Genomic DNA, 16,326 nt, shown 5'->3' on the forward strand with positions numbered 1-16,326 from the left:
AATGAGTGAGCGATTTAATGAATAATTTAAACCAAATATCTATGGATTTAATGCATCGCGAGGCCAAGCAAGCCGCTGCGCGAAATCTTTCAGTTACAGGTAATTTTGCAAATGAATTCCATCGACGTCTTATTGTATGGATCAATAACTTCCACAAAGATCTAGGTGATGAATTTGAAGTTGGTGGCCAGCTTGCTAGTTTTGGCCGTATCATCGAATTCCACTTTACTAATATAGGTTATTGGGATCCGTCTCTTATTTCCTTTATTGGCGTACTAGAGGACGGTAGTCCGGTGGAGCTTGTGCAACACGTTAGCCAAATAAACGTTCTACTCATTAAGAAAAAACGCTTAAATCTTGAACAACCTAAGAGGCCAATTGGCTTCGCTGCTTGGGAAGATTATGAGAAATTTCAGCAAGGCACATAAAATCATCGGGCGCACTCGCAAATTCGCCCTGCGATGATCACTTCTTACACTGCTCTCTGATGTACTGCTGCAGGCCAGCTATTTGCTTTCCGGCGAGCTCGATTCGGCTTCTGAGGGTGAAATAATCCCGTTCAGCGGAGTCAGTAAGTCCGGGGCTGGCTGCATCATCCACGCCGGTGGAGGTGGCGGATTGCTTCGTACAGGTCGCGTTGAGCTGCAACCGGCGCTTGCCAGAAGCAACATCACGCTGAAGCTGATCGATAGTTGCCTGAGCACTGGCTAACTCCTTTGTGTATTTCTCATCAAGCGCGGCAACTGCACGCTGACGCACAGTCATATCGTCAATGGTCGCATTGGCCAGTTTAAGATCGCCTGTCGCCTTGTCGCGCTGGGCCTTATAGTCGATGGCATTGCCGCGGTAATACAGAGCAAACCCGCCGGCGGTGAGAATACCTATCAGCAGGAACAACATAAGAGCTGCAATGGCTTTAGATGTCATTTGGTCCATCCGCCAGGCAAAGTGAGCGCTCCATATCGCGACGGTTTTGCAGCCCTTTCCACTTCATGCCGCCGGCATAGACCCATCGGCGCATTTCTTCACACGCGCCAGCCTGGTCACCGGAGTTAAGCCGCTTAAGTAGCGTCGATTTGGAAAATGCAGAAGTGCCGACGTTATAGGTAAAGCTGTAGAGAGCTGCGCGCTGGTATTCGTTCAGCTGAACTTTTACCAGGCCGTCGACCGCTTTCTTGACTGGCTGCAGGTCCTGCATCAGCAGGCGATCGCATTCACGGTCGGTGTACTTCTTACCCTTAATGATATCGGTTCCGGTGTGACCATCGCAGACAGTCCACACGCCAGCGACATCTTTATACGGCTCGTATACCCTGCCCTCTACGCCATCTTTACCGCCGAGGAATACCGTGGCGATCGCAATAGCGCCACCGCCCGCAACAGCTATCAGCTTATTGCGAAGGTTGCTGGAAATCGCCATGGACTAATCCTCATCGATGACAGGCGGCTCGGGCCAGCGCTGCAGCGCCTTAATCTGCGCGAGCGTAGCCTTACGCTTGTAGTACCAGTTGATACAGAGCGTAATCAGCGCGACCACAATACCGGCCAGCACGCCAACAGCACTCCATTCATCGGGACTTAGTTTGGTTAGCAAACCATTGGCTATTGTCCCGGCAGATGCGCCGTATGCTGCGCCTGAAGCCAGTTTGCTCATATCAATCGCCATACACACCTCCCATTAGGTCGGTGCCGTCTGTAGTCGTAAGAAATGCGCATCGCCCCTTCGTTACAAGGGAGTAAGTGAAATATGACGGGCGAGCGCAAAAGGGAAGAAACCCAGCTCTGTGGCTGGGCTCTGGATTTTTTATGTGGGTAGCAATACATCATCCGACGCACTCGCAAATGCGCCCTGTGATGATTACTCAGTTGGCTTAATGTCGAGGTAGTACTCTTTACCCTGCTCAAACTGTTTAAAAGCTTCAGGGTTAGATACGTGCATGCTCAACTGCCCGCCAGGCGTATACTTCGACCACGCTTCGTTTTCAGTGCTGCCGCTGGTAACTGCGCTCAGGTGCACGGTGCGATGTGAATCGTCATCTGCTTTCTGAATGAAGTGGCAGCGGAATTTTGCTCGGATAGACATAGCCTTCCTCTTTGGTTATTTCAGGCATTAAAAAAGCCCTCGCAGCTGGTGAGGCCGCAGGGCTTTTTGATTATCACAGAGTGATGGAATTTGTTACCTGCTCAGTTCGCTTTTACGCCCCGAGCTTACATGAAATATGCCAGGTAACATGCCCTTTGTCTTTAGCTATTTGTGCTCTATTTCTATTTAAGCTGCTAAATTAGGAATCTCCTTCTCCATTTCTCGCTTAATTGCGTAAAACATTTCTCCTTCGAGGATATCCAGCGCCCATTCCGTTCTGTTACGCCCTTCTTTGGTGCTTAGGCCGGTGTGGTAAATCAGGGAGGAAGCAATATTTTGCGCGCTCTTGCGTTTGCAGTAGCGTAATCTGGCCATGTTGCGGATCGGATTATCCCGGCCAAAAGTTTTCACCATGACAGCCTCAACGAAAGCAGCATCATCAGATTCTTTGGCGAGAGCGATGATGTTGCTGGTTGAGGTTTGCGGCATCAGTAAGTCACGGGCTTTGCGGAATAGCTCTTCCCCGCGCAGGCCTTCACAGTGAAGCTCTGACACGATTTTCTCAATCTGCTTACCCTTCTGTTCGCTCCATTCGCAGCGCATCATCAGGCGGCCAATGACATTAACCTCGCCGCGGTCATAATCTTCGCCGCCGAGGTGCTGGCCCCACAAGGTGAGCAGGTGCCGAATCCATGCCTGTTGCGATCGGTTAATAGTTTTCCATCCTGTGCCGAAAAGCCGGCGCATATCCGCAGCGCTACGAACACCGGCAAGCCTGACGATTTGCTGAAAGTCTCGTTCAATGCGCATGGTTATTGCCTCTCAGTTTCAGTTCAATCCTGATTAGTCGATAGTTGATTTCATACATGCCGCGCATCTTCATAATGCGTAGCTTCTGCCACTTGGCTTTGAGGTATTCGGTCATGCTGCATACTCCATCTGACGCTTGCGCAATTTTTCGTAATGACGTGCCCGGCGCGTGAATATGGATTTCACTCGCTTTAGGTACTCGATATCGAATTTGCGTGGCGTGTTGTCTGCTTCCAGCCTCTCAACGCGTTCAATGCCTATGCGCTGAATCAGCCGAATCCTGAACTCAACGGCGTTGCCGCTTAACTGCCTGTTGCAGCGGGTGCAAGCAGCATGGACATTGAAAACGTTAAACCTGAGGTGGGGTGCTGCGCCGCGTGAGCGGTAGTGGCTGGCGTCTACTGCACTGCCGGTGAGGTAATTGCTGTTGCTGATAAGTGGCCCATCATGGCTTGCGCAGTCTTTACCAAAGTCGCGCCACCTGATGTACCGGTTAAACGCCGCCTGAGCCTCTCTCTCCCATTCTGCTTTCCCCTTGATCTTCTCCCTTCGCTGCCGTAAATCATCACGCTGTAGACGCTCCTGCTTGCGTTGTTCGCGCGCAGCAAGTTCCTCATCGCGCTTCTTGTTGAAGGCAATGGCGCATTTGTAGTTGTGGCAGACTTTTTGGAGAGAACTTCGTGGGGTGTATTCGGTACCGCAGATGGGGCATTGCTTCGGCTTAGGCGGCTTGATGCCTTTAGCCATGGCGCCCCCTCTCAAACTGTTTTAGCCAAACGCGAAGATTTTTCAAAACCGTTTCATCTTCAGTTCCTGCGTATTTTCTTTTGGCATGAACGCAGCGCGCGTATGTGACGATACCAAAGAGCCAGAATATCAGCGGCCATGACATCGCCAGACATATTGCTAACGCGCTTATCGGAAGCTTATACCAGGCCTCTCTCAGTTCGAGATCGGGAATTTCAGCCAAAATATCCTTTATCCCTTTCAAGACATTGATCCTGAGCATCGCCTCTGACAAACAGTCAATAATATTGAAATTATATCCCGCTGCGGCGGCCCATGTCGGCCTGTCGCAAAAGTGTTTAAAGGTCAGCATTATCGTCCACTCCCATCATTCCGTTCGGATCGGATGCCCATATCTCGTCTACGCAACTTTCGCAGCAATAGGTCTCTTCCGGCGCCAGTAATGCCGCACAGAAAACGCACGCCAAAGCAGACGGCTCGCCAGCGCCAGTAGGCTGATTTGATTGCCCGAGGTCGTTCCCATTCTTCATAGCGGTAGTCCTGTTCACATTCTTCACATGAGACGCCGTACCAGTGTTTATCTTCACTGGTGAGGATGGTGTGGCAGCGGTGACAGCGTTCACGCGGCATCGGGCTTCTCCTGCATCATCAGGAAGACAATCATGGCGGCGCGGAGTGGGTTGCTTTCATCAGTGGACACTACTGACCCATCATCGGTCATCGCGTCCCAAAATCCATGCCCGTGGATGAGACTGATAGTGTTGTCCGCGATAATCGGGCCAGCGTCAGCCCATGAGTTGCAGAAGTCAAACCAATGCAAAATTGAATTTTTCGATACAGGTGCCCCAGCTGCGCTACCTCCCCCTCTTGGTGTGGGGTGAACGGGAAACTTACTCAAAACAGAAAGTACTGCTTTGTTAATTTCAAAGTCCGTCATTTCAGCGTAATTCATCGTGTTAGCCTCATTCTGTTCCATTTGGCGCGCAACAGGCCGTAGGTGTAATCGAATGTCTTCACCTCATTTGCGGGCGGTTGGATTTTGCGCTTACTTCTGGTGCGGGGTGTTGGCTTGAATATCATGTTATCCATGATGATTTGGGTGGGTGACTTACGCTGTCTGCTCATCTCGCCCTCGCATTCATGTTCCTGCAGGAGTCAATGCTGCAGCCCATTCGCTGGCTGATGATGTTCCAGGTCAGCCCCTGCTGGCGCAGCTTCGCCACTTTGTTGCACTGCTGCTGTGATGGGTGTTCGTATCTGCCTTTGCTCATGCTGCGCACCTGTAGTCAGTGGTTACGGTTCCCGGCGTGCCGGTGGTGAACATAGGATTGCGGTCTGGATTTTCTGGCGTCACTTCCATCAGTCCGTCAAAGCGCTGGTATACGCAGTGAGGTTTCTGATAGACGTGAGCAAGCCACGCAGCTTCTTCGATGGCTGCGCCAATATCGGTAAAGGGTGTCATTGGTTAGTTTCCGAATCTGCCGGCCCATTCAGCGGCAAGCGCCGATTCATCGCTGAATCTGACGTTATGCTCTGCGCCGAAGGCATGGATAATGGTGATAAGGTCGCGCATCTCGCTGACACGCATCTTGCTGGTCGACTTACCCAGAACGACAAAGCCACCGTTGATGCCGGGCACCGTGTCCTGCTGATGCTGTGCGGCGCTGAAAATGTGCTTCCACGATTCCGAATCCAGTTTCCGTCCGTACCATACGACCTGCTTCGAGATGTCATGCAGGCACGCCCAAAGCATCCTGTTTTGCGCCAGGCTGCGGGTATCTTCCTGAATGGTTACTTGCAGAGGTTTGTCGGTGTCGGTAGGTAGTTGCTGGATGGCGGTGATGCAGTTCTGTCTGACGTTGTTATTACGAAGCAGGTAACGTTGGGTCTCCATGCTTGGCCTCAATCATCTTCTGCACCAGTGCCAAAGCCTCATCGGTGATGCGCTTCTGCTCTGGTGTTGGTTGGGTGTCGTGGATGCTGTCGATGAGTTCGTAGAGATTGCGGAGTGGGTCAGGTCTTAGGGGGATTACGTTGCTCATGGTTAGCTCCTGGGATGGTGCAGCCTTGCGCCGCATCGAGTGCACTTCATGTAATGTCGGTAGTAAATCACCTTTTTGCAGCGCCAGTATTTTGTTCTCCTGCGCCAGCGATGCCCAAAGATGAGCCCGAATAATCCGCAGCATTTTTTCATCGCTCCTCCTGCTTGCTGCTTAACGCGGCCTCCCATGCACACCAGGCAAGGTGTACGCCAAATATTGCAAAGCAGTTACGTTCCGGCTGCCACTCGACATCTTCACCGTATAGGCCATGCACATCTTCAAGCCATTGAGTGAACCGCTGACGCTCCAGCTCATCGCCGTTGGTTTGGGGTTGCTGCGGTGATGCTGGTAGTGGATGCCAATGTGTTGGTACCCATGATGCGCCAGGAATAAGCCATCCCTCATTGCTAGCATCAGGATGTCCGTGAATGAGTGAGGCCCATTTTGTTGCCCACTCGCGCCCGTACCAGCATCCAACCAATACGCCCGTCTTGCTTGGTGGCATCCGCTCACTACAGCTAATCCACCCACCCTGCTGCTCCAGCACCGGCAGCGCAATCTCCAGCGCAGCCAGATACTTCTCTTCCAGTATCGATATGCCGTGCTCTTTGGTTTGGTTGAGGTGAAGCTTGTCGATTAGTCTTCGGGCTTCACTGGGGGTTAGGTTAGTCATTGTTTCACCTCATACCCGGCGGCGCGAATGGCGGCGATAACGTCGTATTTTGACACGCACTCTACCACCCCATAAGCCCATGCGCGCGTTGGCGGCAGCTCAACCGGCTTAAGCACCGGCGCTTGCGTTGCGGGATTCACATATCCGCTGTGCTTGTTGGCGTCATAAGCCAGAATATCCGGCTTCTCCTGCAGCTCACCAATCAGATGACGCATGCGGTCAGCTTCATAGCGAACGCGTTCAGGATATTCAGAGCGGTCAATGGTGATGCCAGTCGAAATGCACTCACCTTTGCGATGCAGTATCGCTGTCCAGTTGGATTTACCATTGGTTTCCGGCATGGCCCCGTACCAAACTGTCAAATCTGGCATTTTTTTCGCTTCCATCAGAAACCTCCCTTCTTGTTCTTGCCGCCTTTTTCGGAGCGGGAATCGCTCAACTTCCTGAGAGCTGCGATTGTCTCTTCCGGCTTCATTATGACCACGCCATCTTTGCTGATGGTGTACTTATCGCGGTTTTCAATCAGCGCCTTAAGCAGTCGCTCTTTCGGGTCGAATGTCAGACTGGTTAACTGCTCGCGTGTCAGCCCGTGAATTACCTGTGTCATGCTGGCTCCTTAACTTTCATGCCGGCCGATTTGATGGCGTCCACCACGTCGCGCTGGTAAAGCGAGTGTTTAAACACGCCGTCATACCAGTATTCGCTGTCGTTTAGGTCGGGCAGCTCAACTGCTGGCGCGTTAGCCAGAACAATGCTTCGGCTGCGCTTGTGTTTACGCTGCAGTACGCCTTTTTTCTCCAGCGCCTTAACGTGGAGGTATGCCGTGTTTCTCGACTTCCAGCCCATGGCCTCGGTAATTTCCGTGATGGTCGGAAAGAAACCATGCTCGGCGCTATACCGCTTCATGAAGTCGAGCGTAGCCTCCTGAATCTCTGTGACATGCTTGGTCATGCTCCACCCCGCGAACGGTAGGAATCCCAGGTGAAGGCCAGTGTGCAGCCACCGCCATCGTTCATGCGGTCAATGACGCGCTCGCCGATGAACGCGGATAGCTCATCTTTGGGTAGGTTGCTAATCAGGATGGTCGGCATCATGCGCTCATACCGAGTGTTAATGATTTCAAAAAGGATTAACTTCTCGGCCTCGCTGCCAAACTGAACGCCCACTTCATCGATGATGAGAAGCTCGGGATCGGTATAAATCCGGATGACTTCTGCCTCGGTGCGCTCGCTGTTTTTCGACCAGGTTGATTTAAACAGTCGAGCAATGCGAAGTGCGGTGGTGAATAGCGCTGAGTTCTGGTGTTCGAGAATCACATGCTTGGCAATTGCCAGTGCAAGGTGGTTCTTGCCGGTGCCGGGTTTACCACACATCACCAATCCGCCGCCTTGCTTAAGGCGTTCAGGCCACTTAGCGGCATACGCCTTGCATAGCTTAAGGCAGCGTCCGGCATCATCGTTGACGACCTCGTAGTTATCCAGTGTTGAATCAGCAAATCGCTCCGGCAGGTGAAGGTCAGACATCAGCCGGTCAATCTGGCTTTGCTTCCAGCGCTTTTCTGATGCGATCTCCTCTTGTTCCAACTTGAAAAGACGGTCTTGCAGGCATGATGGGCACTCGCTTTTTGTCTCCAGCACGCGGTTCATGATGTTGGTCTTACGGCATCGCTGAGGGAATGCTCCATGCTTATCGCATACCGCGCTGATTACCTCGTAGGTTACGTTTTCTAGCGGGGTGGGTTGAGCACTGATATCAGCCAGCTTGCGGCGCACTGATTCGATTTCAGATCTGTAATCCATAGTTAGCCCTCCATCCAGGCTGGCATCTCAGTCGTGCCATAGTTTTTAGATGCGAAGTTTTCGTTCACTGCCCTGCGAACAGGCTGAACAGGACGTGATGCGGCTTGTTTGTTCTGGTAGCTGAGCTTCTGGCTGGCGGTGATGAACCAGTTTTTTGGCTTATCATGGGTGAATTCGATATCCAGCTTTTGCAGCTCGTAGTTCAGATCGATGTTCGGGTAAAGCAGCTTCCAGGCTTCGTAGTCCTTGTGATTTAGCCGAACGATATTTCCTTCGAATGCATAGCGACCTGACATGGCATGAACCGTCGCCTGACCCTCCCCTTCGCAAGTCGCGTCAGCGGCTTGGGTGTTATAGGGAATCAGGTTAAGGGAATCAGGAATCAGGTTAAGGGAATCAGCAGGATTTAAATTGTTCTTAACTGGTTCTTGCACCGTACTTGCATGGTGCTCTACTGGTGCCTCATTAATTTCAACAGGTTGGGTGTTTTTTTCTGGTTCTTCAACCGTTTCAGCACCGTTCTTTACTGGTGCTTCTTCCGGTTCAGGTTGTGCTTCGCATGGCTCAGGAATCTCACTTGCCGCTTCTTTGCAGTGTGGGTTCTGGTGCTTCTTCCAGTTTGAGATCTGGATATAACAGTTGCCATCTACTGAGTAGCGGTTGATGAAATGTCGATCGTGAAGCTGCTTGAGGCAGTCATCGCAATCGACATTATCGAATGGAAGAACGAGCGCTTTGATTTTCTTAGGGCGGTCATCTAATCGCCCTTCCTTATCTGCAATGGTCCACAGCCCGGCGAACAAGAGGCGGGCAATTGGGGTGCATTCGGCCAGTTCATCATTAGTGAAAAAGCCTGGTTTGATGTTTCGAGATCTGGCCATTAGATGTCCACCGGTATGTATGGTCCGCAGATGCCAGCTTCTTCTCGCTTCTGGTAATACTCGGCAACTTGCCTTTCTTCCTCTTCGAATTGCTGCTGCTCTGCGCTCATGATAGGAATTGCCTTCTCGTCGATCAGGACGAGTGACAGATTGTTTTGGATTAATCGGTTGTAGGTGATTTCATAACCGAATCTGATTAGGCGTTCTGCGATGGCTAACTTGCTGCCAAATGTTGTGAGGCCAAGCTCATCAAACAATGCTGATACGTTAAGCTCAGTTAGCTTCTCAAAGCAGATGATATTGTATTCAAACGCCATATCCTCAACTGCCATATCAGCCCTGCCCTGGCAGTGCTCTTCACAGCAATAAAGGATCTCTTCAAGGTCCAAACTGAAGAATTCGCGGGACTCGCTTACCCTCCATTCAGAAAGCGCCTTGTGAATAGCCGCTTCAGACTTTGCTGGGTTGTCGCAATGAAATGACGCTTCAATTTGAAAAGGCGTGGGAACGCCAGTAGCTGAAGATATCTCCTTAGCTCTGGCTTTAGGGTTATTTGTTGTCATGCCGATCTTGAACATTCTTGGCATGCTAGGGTTGCTTAAAACATAAACCCATCCGCCAAGGCGAAACCCCTCAGGAACCTGCATTTGCTTAATTACGCCGGGTTGTCTTTCGACATCATTTAGGTGCATAATTACCCCTGTGATTTGATCCAGTCATTTCGCATCAGGCCTCAAACGTTCCCGCGTTTGGGGCTTTTTCTTTGCCCATAGCAGCAGCTACCGCTTGCCGGGCTACCTCAGCTATCAGGCTCGTTTCCCACACCTTCTCCAGCAGCACGAAAACCGTCGCCATATCGCGCAGGTTTAAGCGGCTTACTTTCGATTCGTGCCATCCAGCTTCATCAGCCAGAACGCGCTGCCCTTTGTGGGTCAGACGGCTGCGTAATTCTGTTTCTACTTCGTTGATCAACTTGCTGTTTCTTGCTTGTTCCATGATTGATAATTTCCATGTAGTAAATTGTTTGCGTGACTTTGCGGTGAGCTAGTCACTTAGGTTTGTGCTCCACAAGCGGCGGAGCGATCTCAGAGCTTTAAAGAGCGGTGCTACTTAAGCTGCTTGTTCCGGGTGAGGGAACAGGGACGGTAGATCAGGCCGGATTTCGTGAGCCTGAACCTGCCCTCCAGTGGCATTAACAATGGCGGATACTTTCTCTGGTGATACCAGACCGCCTTTCAGCCATTTGTGAACTGCTGGCTGGCTAACACCACACTCATCGGCAAGTCGTTTCTGGCTGCCAACTATGCTTAAGGCTTTTTGGATAACCATATTCATGATTAAGCCTCTTTTGGTTATGGATTCAAACAAAGGATAACCGAAGTTATCCATTTAGTCCATAACCAATGTTATTTGAATTCACATAACCGGGGTTATATATTTGCCGAATGAAAACATTCGCAGATCGTCTCAATTACGCCATGCAGCAAGCTGGCTTGTCGCAAGGTCAACTGGCTGATAAAGCAGGTGTGTCTCAGCCTGCCATTCAGAAGCTGACATCAGGAAAGGCTTCCAGCAGCCGTAAGGTTGTTGAGATAGCTGCAGCGCTTCAGGTGCGTCCTGAATGGTTGTCGTCCGGTGAGGGTGATATGAAGTACACCTATGGGATTGAACCAGCCAACATACGTGAATCATCACTTTCGGCGGTTGTATGGGAGGATATGAACAAGGATGAAGATGAGTTTGTGGAGATCCCCCTTTTGAATGTTTCTTTGTCTGCCGGTGATGGCAGCTGTGAATTAGAAGAGTCATCAGAGTTCGCACTTGTATTCCGCAGGTACTATTTAAAGCGCATGGGCGTTCCTGAGAGTGCTGCAAAGCTGGTGAGGGTAAGTGGGCAAAGCATGGAGCCGACGCTTCATGATGGCGATGTGGTTGGTGTTAACACGCAGGACAGCATCATCCGTGATGGAAAGACGTACGCTATATGCCAGTCAGACCTTCTGCGAGTGAAGACGCTCATTGCTACACCATCATCAGTGATAATCCGGTCTATTAATCGCGATGAATATCCCGATGAAATCATCGAAAGAGAAGAATTCCAAAAGAGTGTTCGTGTGATCGGGAAAGTATTCTGGTCATCTCATAGTTGGTAAACATCACTTAATTCGTAATAACCCCACCAAACCCGGCCATCGAGCCGGGTTTTTTATTGCTTTTCAAAAATAAATTCTCTTAGTTATCAGTAACCAATAACTTATTTCTCAGTTTATATAAACATGGTTATTGACCCAATCCATAACTTTGGTTATCTTTATCACATCAGCACGAAGCACAGCACCAACCGGCAGGACGCCGACGCTCTTTAACAAATGAGACTCCTACCGCCGCTTGCGGTAGGCCAAAGTGAGGTTGGCTTTGGGATTGGATGAATGCGCAGGCTGATGCGCAGTGGGACGTGGCTGACTAACGAGGATGGCTCAAGCGAATAAGCAAGCTCGACGCCGCCGAACAAGCGCCTTATGCCGGGAATCAGTGCCGGCCATCCAATCACCTAAGCCAATTAACGGAGGCAGATATGACAGATATCGTCTTTAAACGCAGAAAAGAAAACAGCAAATCACGCCGGATGCGTGAACGTGGTGAGCATTACGCAGCAACCAAAGCTCAATGTGATGCTGACCGATCAACGGCACGGAAGATTGAGGCAGCTTTTATCAAGCTCAGCGCCGGATGCAGCTTAAACGTAGCCCGCGCAACATCAGCGCCTAGTCTGCGTGAGAAGCATGAGAGTGGCAGTGCATGTTTGCCAGACGTAGCGAAATTCGCAGCTGGCTATCGCAAATCAAAAGACATCGTAACGGCGAGAGGTTGAATATGAGCAAAGCAATTCAAGATGTGGTCAGTGAACGCCAGCGTCAGCAATTGGTCGAGGGTTACACCACTGACCGAGATGATAATTACACGCACAACGAAATGACTGCTGCTGCTGTTGGGTATGCACAGCATGTAGTGGGTCGTGGATGGGTTCACAGTTTTGATAATGAGAATTACCAGTCAGAAACATGCCCAAGCATATGGCCGTGGGATGAAAAATACTGGAAACCAAAGTCACCGCGTGAGGATTTAGTGCGAGCTGCAGCATTACTTATTGCCGAAATTGAGCGGATCGACAGAACAAATCAGGCTGCCTAACCCGCAGCCTTTTTATTGGCTGTTCACCCAGCGTGGACGCAGCAGAACTGATAAGAGGTGAGTATGACACTTACAGAATTGACGCAGCATTTGGGCGCAGCAAAGCAACGGAAGGCGGCGATTCAGGACGTTTACGAGATGGATATCAAGAATGTAGATGCTGAGATTCTTCGCCTCACTCAGCGTATGAACATTGCTAACGCTGGCCTTGATGAAGAGATGGTGAAGCGCGGCATGGTAGTTATTAGTTTTGGTGACGTGAAAGGTATACCTGAACGGATGAGTTGTGTACGTGATGCATTGGATGATCTAGCAGGTAACGCAACGTCGCTGAAGCACGAGTATTTCGGCACCAAGAATTATGCACACTGGAGCGACCAGCGCTGTGATTGCGCCTACGGATATGGGCCTTCGCACGGTTCGATAGTTTTTCACGTTGGGCTGAACCACGATTATCGGGGGAAGGATTTAACCCCTGACGACATTGAATGTGCGATTTACTGCCTGCTCAATATCGACATGATAAACGAGCAAATGAAACAGCCAGCATAACCCGCCCCGAGCGGGTTTCTTTTTACCTAAACAAAGTCCAAAACCATGAGCACACAAGATTGCATTATCTGCTGGGTAGTTACTGTGTTGCTGATGGGGTTGGCGATGATAGCGAGGATTTGAGATGAGTGGATTTACGCCGGGACGGTGGGAAGTTGATGAAGATTTTGATGTAACTACTGAGGATGGAACCGTTATTTCGTGGACGGCATCTTGGGGATTTGATCCAGAAGAGATGATCGCCAACGCTAACCTGACATCTGCTGCTCCGGAGCTGCTTGAGGCGCTGCAAAGCATCGTTACCACTGACACTGAGGTGTTAAAGATTCTGACGCCAGAGCAGCGCGAGGCAGCCAATTCAGCGATAGCTAAGGCGCTGGGCCAGTAACAGCTGACAACGCTCACTGCCTCCGGCAACGCTCCGAGCACTTACGCACTTCATCCCAGCACTTCTCCCACTTTTTCCGCCAAGTAAAAGGTCGTCCACACACTGTGCATATTTTGGTTGGGAGTTCACTTTTCTTCATAACGCACCTCATCTGGAAAGTGATGCAGAGGGATTATTTTAGATGAATTTAGAGCGGTCGCAACGATGCGGCCAGTAACCACAGGAGAGAGAGATGAAAGAACTGCGTTTTTATGGTGCTAGCGATGATTTGTTTGAATGCGAAGGCGCCATACGTGAAGAGATAGGTTGTTTTAATGACGTCGGCAAGTATCACCTCAAATCAAGCGAGGGCGAAGTGTTAGTCATCGCGCAATATCTTGATAGTGGGTTGTGGAGCATAGGGTTATCGCCAGTTGATGAAGGCGTACCGGTGCCAGAATGGCCCTGCAAATATTCAATTTATGAGCATGGCTATAGCACGCTGCTGACTATGCAGGTTCCAGACGATACAGAGCTGGTTGAATCTTGATTATCTGATACAGCAGCGCAATGCCTTCACTGAGGGCATTTCGGTGCTAGTCACCAACGCTTAAGAGTCGAGCCCTTGAGCAACAAAGAGAACGTTACATCCCTTAAGCCCGGCGCAATGCTGGGCTTCTTTTTACCTGAAGGAAATTAATATGAGCGAAACAACGGATCTTGTCGTTATCGAGAAGGCTAACGCCCTCACGGTTTTTAAATCAGCTGATCAGATTGAGGAGATTCTTCAGAAGGTTGAGCGTGAAGTTATGTCCTTTGTGCCGGATGTCACCTCGGCGAAGGGCAGAAAGGAGATCGCTTCACTGGCCTACCGCGCTTCACAGACAAAATCTTACCTGGATGGATTGGGTAAGGATTTGGTCGCAGAGTTGAAAGAGGTGCCGAAGCTTATCGACGCCAACCGCAAGACTGTGCGTGACCGCCTCGATGCGCTGCGTGATAAGGCTCGCCAGCCATACACCGACTGGGAGGCTGAACAGGAGCGAATTAAGGCTGAAGAAGAGGCGCGTATTGCCGCTGAGAAGCTGGCAGCGCAAATCGAATCAGACCATGAGATCGCCCTGCTACTGAATGAAAAGTTCGACCGTGACGCAGCAGAAGCGAAAGCCGAAGCAGAGCGCCAGCGTATTGCTCACGAAGAAGAGATTAAGCGCCGGGCTGTCGAGCAGGCAAAAATTGAGGCTGAACAGAAAGCGCAGCAGGAACGCGAAGCAGCAGCGCGGCGCGAAGCAGAATTGAAGGCAAAAGCTGAGCAGGCAGAACGTGATCGTATAGCCGCACAGGAACGTGCAGAGCGTGAGGCCAAAGAGGCACAAGAGCGAACAGCACGCTTAGCGCAGGAAGCGCGTGATCAGGCAGAGCGTGAGAAACAAGCCGCTATCGCTGAAGAGCAGCGCAAGGCCAAAGCAGCGGAAGATGCCCGCCTGGCTGAAGAGAAACGCATTGCCGACGAAGCCGCAGCGCGTGCAGCTGACGTGAAGCATCGCAAAGCCATCAACAATCAGGCCAAAGCCAATCTGATTGCCAATGCCGGGCTGACCGAAGAGCAAGCCATTGCGGTAATCACTGCGATCGCCAAAGGAACCATTAGCGCCATCACTATCAACTACTGATTTCCCCAATTTAACCAACACCAAGGAATAGCCATGCAACCGTACGCCGTTGCAGGGTGGCCCGTTGCTGGCTGCTCTGAATCTGAAGAACCAAAACGTAGTCCACTCATCGAGCTTCTGCTCCGCATTGCCAGAACCCTTAACGAGAAAGGCGACCCATTATGAAAAACCGCTACTTCATGAAAGCGCAGGAGCTTTCACGCGAAGCCCATTTATTCGGCGACAAAGCGAAGTGGGCAATGGCAATGCAGCTGTTACGGAGAGCTATCAAATGAAAGCCATGAATCCAGAAGTTGAGATGCAGATAAGCAAATTTGCCCGGTTGTCATACGTGGCCAGCGCGTTGATGTACCGCAAATCAGGAGATCGCATTCGCATGAAGATAGAGCTGAACATGGCTAAGTGCGAAAAGTTGAAACAGAAATATTTCATCGGGCCATGCCCGTTCTGAGGTTTTTATGGAAACAAAAAAGGTTTATCAGGCGATCAGTGCAGTTGCGAAAGAAATGGCTGAGAAAGGTATCAGCAAGGATCGAAAAAACGTCCAGCAGGGATTCCAGTTTCGCGGCATAGACCAGGTTTATAACGCACTGGCTCCAGCGCTGGCTAAGAATGGCCTGGTCATTCTTCCGCGTATCACAGAGCGCACGGTAACTGAGCGAGCCACGCAAAAAGGCGGCGTGTTGTTTTACGTTGTGGTTAAGGCTGAGTTCGATTTCGTTGCCACAGAAGACGGTAGCGTTCACACCGTTACGACATATGGTGAAGCCATGGATAGCGGCGACAAGGCCACCAACAAAGCCATGTCCATCGCCTATAAGTACGCAGCGTTTCAGGCGTTCTGCATCCCAACGGAAGAAACTGCAGTTGATCCAGATGCTGAAGTTCACCATGTGGCACCACAACCAAAAGCCAAACCTGCTCCCGATGCGGCGCTGACCGCATTCACTGAAGCAGCGATGAAGAAGGCAACACTCGAAGAACTGAAGCAGGCATTCGCTAAAGCGTGGCAGATGCTCGACGGAACACCAGAGCAGGCTAAAGCGAAGGAAGTCTACGAAATCAGAAAATCAGAGCTTGAAGGAGCCACAGCATAATGCCAATCAACACGATCACAATCGCAGGTAATGTCGGCAAGGATGCCGTTCTGCGTGTTACCCCAAATGGAAAGCACATCTCGTCATTCTCTTTGCCGGCCAAATCAGGCTTTGGCGATAACGAGAAAACATCCTGGCTGCAGTGCAAGATGTTCGGTGCCATGGCTGAGAAGCTGTCGGCATCAATCCTGAAAGGCGCGAAGGTCACCGTTACTGGCGAGTTCGTTCTGGACGAATGGACGAAGGATGACGGCACCAAAGTTTCGACTCCAACCATTCTCGTGCGGGATATCGACCTGCCGCCAAAGCAGAGTGGGCAGCAACAGAGTCGGCCGCAGCAATCGCGTGGTCAATCTACCGAACCTGATTACGACACCGATATTCCATTCTGATTTAACCCACCAATAAGG

General features: G+C 50.8%; 33 protein-coding genes. 11 read left to right on the forward strand and 22 right to left on the reverse strand.

What is annotated here, in order from left to right; all coding sequences use genetic code 11:
• The first annotated feature begins 17 nt into the window (after window positions 1-17).
• Window positions 18-428, forward strand: a complete 411-nt coding sequence (locus OXR61_RS09165; protein WP_267411858.1) for a DUF6173 family protein — start codon at window positions 18-20, stop codon at window positions 426-428.
• A gap of 37 nt (window positions 429-465) precedes the next feature.
• Here OXR61_RS09165 and OXR61_RS09170 read toward each other — a convergent pair whose 3' ends face one another.
• The 21 genes from OXR61_RS09170 to OXR61_RS09270 all read right to left on the reverse strand — a co-directional run bounded on the left by OXR61_RS09170 (window position 466) and on the right by OXR61_RS09270 (window position 10,370).
• Window positions 466-927, reverse strand: coding sequence for a lysis protein (locus tag OXR61_RS09170; protein WP_267411860.1), 462 nt, complete (start codon window positions 925-927; stop codon window positions 466-468).
• Entirely contained in the window at window positions 917-1,420 is a 504-nt protein-coding gene (locus OXR61_RS09175; protein WP_082678661.1) for a lysozyme, read from the reverse strand. Before OXR61_RS09175 ends, OXR61_RS09170 begins: the two co-directional genes overlap by 11 nt.
• A gap of 3 nt (window positions 1,421-1,423) precedes the next feature.
• On the reverse strand, window positions 1,424-1,666 hold the full coding sequence (locus OXR61_RS09180) for a phage holin (protein WP_059010141.1): 243 nt from the start codon (window positions 1,664-1,666) through the stop codon (window positions 1,424-1,426).
• Window positions 1,667-1,858: 192 nt separating this feature from the next.
• Window positions 1,859-2,083, reverse strand: coding sequence for a hypothetical protein (locus tag OXR61_RS09185; RefSeq protein ID WP_267411863.1), 225 nt, complete (start codon window positions 2,081-2,083; stop codon window positions 1,859-1,861).
• A gap of 186 nt (window positions 2,084-2,269) precedes the next feature.
• Window positions 2,270-2,893: a hypothetical protein gene (locus OXR61_RS09190; protein ID WP_267411865.1), complete on the reverse strand. Its 624-nt coding sequence runs from the start codon at window positions 2,891-2,893 to the stop codon at window positions 2,270-2,272.
• Window positions 2,894-3,004: 111 nt separating this feature from the next.
• Window positions 3,005-3,640, reverse strand: coding sequence for a recombination protein NinG (locus tag OXR61_RS09195; RefSeq protein ID WP_267411867.1), 636 nt, complete (start codon window positions 3,638-3,640; stop codon window positions 3,005-3,007).
• The gene (locus OXR61_RS09200; protein WP_267411869.1) at window positions 3,633-3,992 is read right to left on the reverse strand and encodes a hypothetical protein; all 360 of its coding nucleotides are present in this window, start codon (window positions 3,990-3,992) and stop codon (window positions 3,633-3,635) included. Before OXR61_RS09200 ends, OXR61_RS09195 begins: the two co-directional genes overlap by 8 nt.
• Before the next feature lie 267 nt (window positions 3,993-4,259).
• Entirely contained in the window at window positions 4,260-4,592 is a 333-nt protein-coding gene (locus OXR61_RS09205; protein WP_267411870.1) for a phage protein NinX family protein, read from the reverse strand.
• Window positions 4,589-4,765, reverse strand: coding sequence for a NinE family protein (locus OXR61_RS09210; protein WP_267411871.1), 177 nt, complete (start codon window positions 4,763-4,765; stop codon window positions 4,589-4,591). Before OXR61_RS09210 ends, OXR61_RS09205 begins: the two co-directional genes overlap by 4 nt.
• Window positions 4,766-4,907: 142 nt before the next feature.
• Window positions 4,908-5,102 (reverse strand): hypothetical protein, encoded by a 195-nt coding sequence (locus OXR61_RS09215; RefSeq protein ID WP_267411872.1) that lies wholly within the window; start codon window positions 5,100-5,102, stop codon window positions 4,908-4,910.
• A 3-nt stretch (window positions 5,103-5,105) separates the two neighbouring features.
• Window positions 5,106-5,534 (reverse strand): recombination protein NinB, encoded by a 429-nt coding sequence (locus OXR61_RS09220; protein ID WP_267411873.1) that lies wholly within the window; start codon window positions 5,532-5,534, stop codon window positions 5,106-5,108.
• Window positions 5,506-5,826: a hypothetical protein gene (locus OXR61_RS09225; protein WP_267411874.1), complete on the reverse strand. Its 321-nt coding sequence runs from the start codon at window positions 5,824-5,826 to the stop codon at window positions 5,506-5,508. Before OXR61_RS09225 ends, OXR61_RS09220 begins: the two co-directional genes overlap by 29 nt.
• A 4-nt stretch (window positions 5,827-5,830) precedes the next feature.
• Complete coding sequence (locus OXR61_RS23380) at window positions 5,831-6,355, reverse strand: DUF551 domain-containing protein (protein ID WP_346733067.1); 525 nt, start codon at window positions 6,353-6,355, stop codon at window positions 5,831-5,833.
• Entirely contained in the window at window positions 6,352-6,741 is a 390-nt protein-coding gene (locus OXR61_RS09235) for a hypothetical protein (RefSeq protein ID WP_267411875.1), read from the reverse strand. Before OXR61_RS09235 ends, OXR61_RS23380 begins: the two co-directional genes overlap by 4 nt.
• Window positions 6,741-6,962, reverse strand: a complete 222-nt coding sequence (locus OXR61_RS09240; protein WP_267411877.1) for a hypothetical protein — start codon at window positions 6,960-6,962, stop codon at window positions 6,741-6,743. The genes OXR61_RS09235 and OXR61_RS09240 overlap by 1 nt, the downstream gene beginning before the upstream one ends.
• Window positions 6,959-7,306, reverse strand: a complete 348-nt coding sequence (locus tag OXR61_RS09245; RefSeq protein ID WP_267411879.1) for a LexA family transcriptional regulator — start codon at window positions 7,304-7,306, stop codon at window positions 6,959-6,961. Before OXR61_RS09245 ends, OXR61_RS09240 begins: the two co-directional genes overlap by 4 nt.
• The gene (locus OXR61_RS09250; RefSeq protein ID WP_267411881.1) at window positions 7,303-8,154 is read right to left on the reverse strand and encodes an ATP-binding protein; all 852 of its coding nucleotides are present in this window, start codon (window positions 8,152-8,154) and stop codon (window positions 7,303-7,305) included. Before OXR61_RS09250 ends, OXR61_RS09245 begins: the two co-directional genes overlap by 4 nt.
• A gap of 2 nt (window positions 8,155-8,156) precedes the next feature.
• The gene (locus OXR61_RS09255) at window positions 8,157-9,035 is read right to left on the reverse strand and encodes a hypothetical protein (RefSeq protein ID WP_267411883.1); all 879 of its coding nucleotides are present in this window, start codon (window positions 9,033-9,035) and stop codon (window positions 8,157-8,159) included.
• On the reverse strand, window positions 9,035-9,727 hold the full coding sequence (locus tag OXR61_RS09260) for a GIY-YIG nuclease family protein (RefSeq protein WP_267411885.1): 693 nt from the start codon (window positions 9,725-9,727) through the stop codon (window positions 9,035-9,037). The genes OXR61_RS09255 and OXR61_RS09260 overlap by 1 nt, the downstream gene beginning before the upstream one ends.
• 34 nt (window positions 9,728-9,761) lie before the next feature.
• Window positions 9,762-10,031: a CII family transcriptional regulator gene (locus tag OXR61_RS09265; RefSeq protein WP_267411887.1), complete on the reverse strand. Its 270-nt coding sequence runs from the start codon at window positions 10,029-10,031 to the stop codon at window positions 9,762-9,764.
• Between the two features lie 114 nt (window positions 10,032-10,145).
• Window positions 10,146-10,370: a helix-turn-helix domain-containing protein gene (locus tag OXR61_RS09270; protein ID WP_267412142.1), complete on the reverse strand. Its 225-nt coding sequence runs from the start codon at window positions 10,368-10,370 to the stop codon at window positions 10,146-10,148.
• 110 nt (window positions 10,371-10,480) lie between these two features.
• On the opposite strand from OXR61_RS09270, the gene OXR61_RS09275 reads away from it, so the two are divergent.
• From OXR61_RS09275 to OXR61_RS09295, 5 genes are all read left to right on the forward strand, one after another.
• Entirely contained in the window at window positions 10,481-11,188 is a 708-nt protein-coding gene (locus OXR61_RS09275) for a helix-turn-helix transcriptional regulator (protein ID WP_267411889.1), read from the forward strand.
• A 422-nt stretch (window positions 11,189-11,610) separates the two neighbouring features.
• Window positions 11,611-11,907 carry a hypothetical protein gene (locus tag OXR61_RS09280; protein WP_267411891.1) on the forward strand — a complete coding sequence of 99 codons (297 nt, stop codon included), beginning with the start codon at window positions 11,611-11,613 and terminating at the stop codon, window positions 11,905-11,907.
• Between the two features lie 2 nt (window positions 11,908-11,909).
• On the forward strand, window positions 11,910-12,227 hold the full coding sequence (locus tag OXR61_RS09285) for a hypothetical protein (protein WP_267411893.1): 318 nt from the start codon (window positions 11,910-11,912) through the stop codon (window positions 12,225-12,227).
• Between the two features lie 63 nt (window positions 12,228-12,290).
• On the forward strand, window positions 12,291-12,779 hold the full coding sequence (locus tag OXR61_RS09290) for a hypothetical protein (protein ID WP_267411895.1): 489 nt from the start codon (window positions 12,291-12,293) through the stop codon (window positions 12,777-12,779).
• Between the two features lie 124 nt (window positions 12,780-12,903).
• Window positions 12,904-13,167: a hypothetical protein gene (locus OXR61_RS09295; protein ID WP_267411897.1), complete on the forward strand. Its 264-nt coding sequence runs from the start codon at window positions 12,904-12,906 to the stop codon at window positions 13,165-13,167.
• 13 nt (window positions 13,168-13,180) lie between these two features.
• On the opposite strand, the gene OXR61_RS09300 is transcribed toward OXR61_RS09295, so the two are convergent.
• Window positions 13,181-13,318 carry a DUF2256 domain-containing protein gene (locus OXR61_RS09300; protein ID WP_346733068.1) on the reverse strand — a complete coding sequence of 46 codons (138 nt, stop codon included), beginning with the start codon at window positions 13,316-13,318 and terminating at the stop codon, window positions 13,181-13,183.
• An 81-nt stretch (window positions 13,319-13,399) separates the two neighbouring features.
• Here OXR61_RS09300 and OXR61_RS09305 point away from each other — a divergent pair, with 81 nt between their 5' ends.
• The 5 genes from OXR61_RS09305 (at window position 13,400) to OXR61_RS09325 (ending at window position 16,308) form a co-directional block, all read left to right on the forward strand.
• Window positions 13,400-13,696, forward strand: coding sequence for a hypothetical protein (locus OXR61_RS09305; protein ID WP_267411905.1), 297 nt, complete (start codon window positions 13,400-13,402; stop codon window positions 13,694-13,696).
• Window positions 13,697-13,847: 151 nt separating this feature from the next.
• Window positions 13,848-14,819 carry a cell envelope biogenesis protein TolA gene (locus OXR61_RS09310; RefSeq protein ID WP_267411906.1) on the forward strand — a complete coding sequence of 324 codons (972 nt, stop codon included), beginning with the start codon at window positions 13,848-13,850 and terminating at the stop codon, window positions 14,817-14,819.
• Between the two features lie 64 nt (window positions 14,820-14,883).
• Window positions 14,884-15,270 (forward strand): hypothetical protein, encoded by a 387-nt coding sequence (locus OXR61_RS09315; protein ID WP_267411908.1) that lies wholly within the window; start codon window positions 14,884-14,886, stop codon window positions 15,268-15,270.
• 7 nt (window positions 15,271-15,277) lie between these two features.
• Window positions 15,278-15,916 (forward strand): ERF family protein, encoded by a 639-nt coding sequence (locus tag OXR61_RS09320; protein ID WP_267411910.1) that lies wholly within the window; start codon window positions 15,278-15,280, stop codon window positions 15,914-15,916.
• Window positions 15,916-16,308: a single-stranded DNA-binding protein gene (locus tag OXR61_RS09325; protein ID WP_267411911.1), complete on the forward strand. Its 393-nt coding sequence runs from the start codon at window positions 15,916-15,918 to the stop codon at window positions 16,306-16,308. Before OXR61_RS09320 ends, OXR61_RS09325 begins: the two co-directional genes overlap by 1 nt.
• The last annotated feature ends 18 nt before the right edge of the window (window positions 16,309-16,326 follow it).

The sequence above is a fragment of the Pantoea sp. GM_Pan_4 genome, assembly GCF_026541005.1.
Lineage (GTDB): Bacteria > Pseudomonadota > Gammaproteobacteria > Enterobacterales > Enterobacteriaceae > Pantoea > Pantoea dispersa.